The organism is Amnibacterium endophyticum (genome assembly GCF_042680685.1).
GTDB classification, from domain to species: Bacteria; Actinomycetota; Actinomycetes; order Actinomycetales; family Microbacteriaceae; genus Amnibacterium; species Amnibacterium endophyticum.
On sequence record NZ_JBHUEA010000049.1, the window covers coordinates 1 to 3,574 of the forward strand.

The following is a 3,574-nucleotide window of genomic DNA, read 5'->3' on the forward strand; positions in this document are numbered from 1 at the left end:
GCCCCGCCGGTGCCGCGCCGCCCGCCCCCTCGCGGGCGGCGCGGCCACCGGCGGGGCCGGGGCCCGGTCCGCCTCCGCCCGCGTGGTGGGCGCGGACGGCCGTGGTGAGGGGACCGGGGTCTCGGTGGTCCAGCGCTGCGGGCCGGTGGGGCGGCCGAGCCCGGGCCAGTCCTCGTTCGTCATCGGGGGTCCTTTCTCAGATCAGCCGGGAGAACCAGCGCAGCGAGAGCGCGGCGGCGGCGAGCGCGATCAGCAGGCCGGCGACGACGAGCCACGGGGTGAGCTCGACCGGCTCGACGCGGGTGCCGATGGACGAGCCGATGTCCTCGTAGACCTGCCGCAGCTGCTCGTCGCTGCCCGCCGCGTAGAAGCGGCCGTCGGTCGAGGTCGCCAGCTCGCGCAGCGCGTCCTCGTCCACGGGGACCTGCTGCCGGGCGCCGTTCATGCCGAGGATGTACCCGTCGGGGGTGCCGTAGGCGATGGTCGAGACGGGCATCTCCGCCTCGGCCGCGGCCTGCGCCGCGTCCTGCGGGGAGCGCCCGGAGGTGTTCTCGCCGTCCGACAGCAGGACGAGCCGCGCCGGGATCGTCGCCGGCGCCTCCTCACCCGCGCCGGGCGTCGGGGTGGGCGCCGCCGCGGCGGCACCGTCCTCGCCCTCGGCGGCGATCCGCAGCACCTCGGCGACCGAGGCGTGGACGGCCTCGCCGATCGCCGTGCCGCCGCCGGAGAGCCGCAGCCCGCGGATCCGCTCCGCGACCTCGGCGTGATCGGTGGTCGCGGGCGCGACGACCTGCGCCCCGCCCGCGAACGAGACGACGCCGACGTTGAACGAGTCCGGCAGGTCCTCGACGAACGACGCCGCGGCGGCCTTCGCGGCGTCGATGCGGGTCGGGCTCACGTCCTCGGCGAGCATCGAGCCGGAGGTGTCGATCGCGACGAGCACCGTCGCCCGCTCGTACGGCACGCGCAGGTCGACCTGCGGCCGCCCGGCCGCGAGCCCGATGATCGCGAGGGCGCCGAGCACCATCGCGGCGGGCAGGTGCCGGCGCCATCGGGGCCGTCGCGGCACGACCCGGTCCAGCATGGGCAGGGCGGCGAAGCGGACGGCGTAGCGCTGGCGGCGCCGCTGCACGACGACGTAGGCGACGGCGAGCGCCGCGAGCGGGATCAGGGCCAGCAGCCAGATCGGGCTGAGGAAGGTCATCGTGCGGCGCTCCGGGGGCGTCGGGCCGGCGTGCGCCGCCGGCGGATCACGAACCGGGCGAGCTCGGCCGTCCAGTCCGCGTGGGTCGTCAGTGGCAGGTGCGCGGCGCCCGCGGCCCGCACCGCCTCGGCGGTCGCCGCGCGGTGCTCGCGGGCCGCCGCGGCGTAGGCGTCGCGGACGCGGCGGTCGGAGGTGGAGACCTCGCGCTGCGCGCCGGTCTCCGGATCGGTCAGCACGACCTCGCCGACGGGCGGCAGCTCGAGCTCGCGGGGGTCGATCACCTCGGCGACGACCACGTCGTGGCGGCGGGCGAGCCGCTTCAGCGGCTGCTCCCACGGGAACGGGCGCCGGTGGGCGCCGTCCGGCTCGAGCAGGTCGCTGACGACGACGCGGAGGCCGGGGCGGCGGTACCGCCGCTCCAGCGCGCCGATCGCGTCCGCGAGCGAGGTCGATGCGACGCCCTCGCGGGCGGGCGGATCGGCGGTCAGCGCCCGGTGCGCCGCGGCCCGGCCGGCCAGCGGTCGGAGCCAGCGCACGCCGTCCGCCTCGAGGGAGCCGATGCCGACCCGGTTGCCGGGCGCGTCCGTCAGCAGCCCGATCGCACCCGCGAGCCACTCGGCGGTCTCCGACTTCTCGTGCGCCACGGTGCCGAAGGCCATCGACGCGGTGCGGTCGACGAGCACCCAGGTGTCGAGCTCGTGCTCCGCACGGGTGCGCCAGACCATCGGCTCGGTCGAGCGCGCGGTGACGTTCCAGTCGATGCGGCGGACGTCGTGGCCGGGGCGGTAACGGGTCAGCTCCTCCGCGTCGCCGCCGGCACCGAGGCGCAGGCCGGCGTGCTCGCCGTGCAGCAGGCCGTCGAGGCGGCGGCGCACGACGAGGTCCAGGCCGCGGAACCGGGCGACCGTCATGCCGCGGCCGCCTGCTCGTCGTCACCGGGCGCGATCCGCGGCTGCGGCACGGCGGCGAGCACCGTCGCCACGACGCCGCGCGGGTCCATCCCGTCGGCGACCGCGTCGAAGCCGAGCACGAGGCGGTGCGCCAGCACGTCGGGTGCGAGGTCCGCGACGTCCGAGGGCAGCACGTAGTCGCGTCCGCGGAGCATCGCGAGCGCGCGGGCCGCCGAGACGAGCCCGAGCGACCCGCGGGCGCTGACCCCGTACTCCAGCACCTCGTCGAGGCTCTCGATCCCGTACGCCCGCGGGTCGCGGGTCGCCATCACGAGCCGCACGGCGTACTGCGCCACCGCGTGGTGCACGAACACCTCGTCGGTGGCGCGCTGCAGCCCGGTCAGCTCGTCGACGGTGAGGATCCGGTGCGCTGCCGGCGGTGCGACGCTCATCCGCTGGACGATCGTCAGCTCCTCGAGCTCGTCCGCGTGACCGACGTCGACCTTGAGCAGGAAGCGGTCCCGCTGCGCCTCGGGCAGCGTGTAGACGCCTTCCGTCTCGATCGGGTTCTGCGTCGCCAGCACCAGGAACGGCGTCGGCAGCGGGTGGGTGACGCCGCCGATCGTGACCTGCCGCTCCGCCATCGCCTCGAGCAGCGCGGACTGCACCTTCGCGGGGGCGCGGTTGATCTCGTCCGCCAGCAGCAGGTTCGCGAAGACGGGGCCGAGCTCGATGTCGAAGCGCTCGCCGGACGGCCGCCAGACGCGGGTGCCGACGATGTCCGCGGGCAGCAGGTCGGGGGTGAACTGGACGCGGCTGAACGAGCCCCCGACGACCTCGGCGAGGGTGCGGACCGCGAGGGTCTTCGCGACGCCGGGCACGCCCTCGAGCAGCACGTGGCCGCGCGCGAGCAGGCCGACGAGCATGCGCTCGACCATGGCGTCCTGCCCGACGACCACGCGCTTGACCTCGACGAGTGCGCGCTCCAGCACCCCGCCGCCGGTCTGGGGGCGGAAGCGGCGGGCGTCGACGGGCTCGGTCATTCGGGTTCCTCCTTGCGGCGTTCGCGTGCCTCCACCTCACCCGGAGGGCGCGAAAACGGGCGGCAAGCGGATCGAAAGGCGACCGAAAGCGCCCCGTCGCGCGGGCGCGGCGGGAGGAGGATGAGGGGGTGGACGGGGCGGCGGTCGTGGTGGGCGCCGGCGCGATCGGGATCGTGCTCGCCGACGCGCTCGCGACGGCGGGTCTCCGGGTGACCGTGCTCGGCGGGCGCCCCGTGCGCCGCCTCGTGCTCGAGGACGGCGGCGAGCGCCGCGACCACGCCGTCGAGCACCTCCCCGCGTGGGACGGGCGCCGGCACGACGGCCCCGTGGTCGTCGCGGTGAAGGCGCAGGGCACCGCGGCGGCCGGCCCGCTGATCGCGGCTGCGGCGGCGGGCGCGGCCGCGCTCGTGGTCGCGCAGAACGGGGTGGAGCACGCC

General features: G+C 76.7%; 4 protein-coding genes and 1 pseudogene. 1 reads left to right on the forward strand and 4 read right to left on the reverse strand.

The genetic code is table 11. The features are described from left to right. The 4 genes and pseudogenes from ACFSBI_RS16185 to ACFSBI_RS16200 all read right to left on the reverse strand — a co-directional run. Positions 1 to 183: pseudogene (locus tag ACFSBI_RS16185) on the reverse strand (hypothetical protein); the annotation flags it as partial. 13 nt (positions 184 to 196) lie between these two features. Beyond that, positions 197 to 1,204 carry a VWA domain-containing protein gene (locus ACFSBI_RS16190; protein WP_377936765.1) on the reverse strand — a complete coding sequence of 336 codons (1,008 nt, stop codon included), beginning with the start codon at positions 1,202 to 1,204 and terminating at the stop codon, positions 197 to 199. After that, positions 1,201 to 2,115, reverse strand: a complete 915-nt coding sequence (locus ACFSBI_RS16195; RefSeq protein ID WP_377936767.1) for a DUF58 domain-containing protein — start codon at positions 2,113 to 2,115, stop codon at positions 1,201 to 1,203. The genes ACFSBI_RS16190 and ACFSBI_RS16195 overlap by 4 nt, the downstream gene beginning before the upstream one ends. Beyond that, positions 2,112 to 3,137, reverse strand: coding sequence for an AAA family ATPase (locus tag ACFSBI_RS16200; protein WP_377936769.1), 1,026 nt, complete (start codon positions 3,135 to 3,137; stop codon positions 2,112 to 2,114). Before ACFSBI_RS16200 ends, ACFSBI_RS16195 begins: the two co-directional genes overlap by 4 nt. Positions 3,138 to 3,265: 128 nt before the next feature. Here ACFSBI_RS16200 and ACFSBI_RS16205 point away from each other — a divergent pair. Then, the coding region (locus tag ACFSBI_RS16205; protein WP_377936771.1) for a 2-dehydropantoate 2-reductase N-terminal domain-containing protein at positions 3,266 to 3,574 on the forward strand (309 nt) is incomplete at its 3' end.

Bases quoted from the DNA above. Each gene is read 5' to 3' on its own strand.
- ACFSBI_RS16195 (WP_377936767.1), bottom strand. From the start codon at position 2,115: ATGACGGTCGCCCGGTTCCGCGGCCTGGACCTCGTCGTGCGCCGCCGC.
- ACFSBI_RS16200 (WP_377936769.1), bottom strand. From the start codon at position 3,137: ATGACCGAGCCCGTCGACGCCCGCCGCTTCCGCCCCCAGACCGGCGGC.
- ACFSBI_RS16190 (WP_377936765.1), bottom strand. From the start codon at position 1,204: ATGACCTTCCTCAGCCCGATCTGGCTGCTGGCCCTGATCCCGCTCGCG.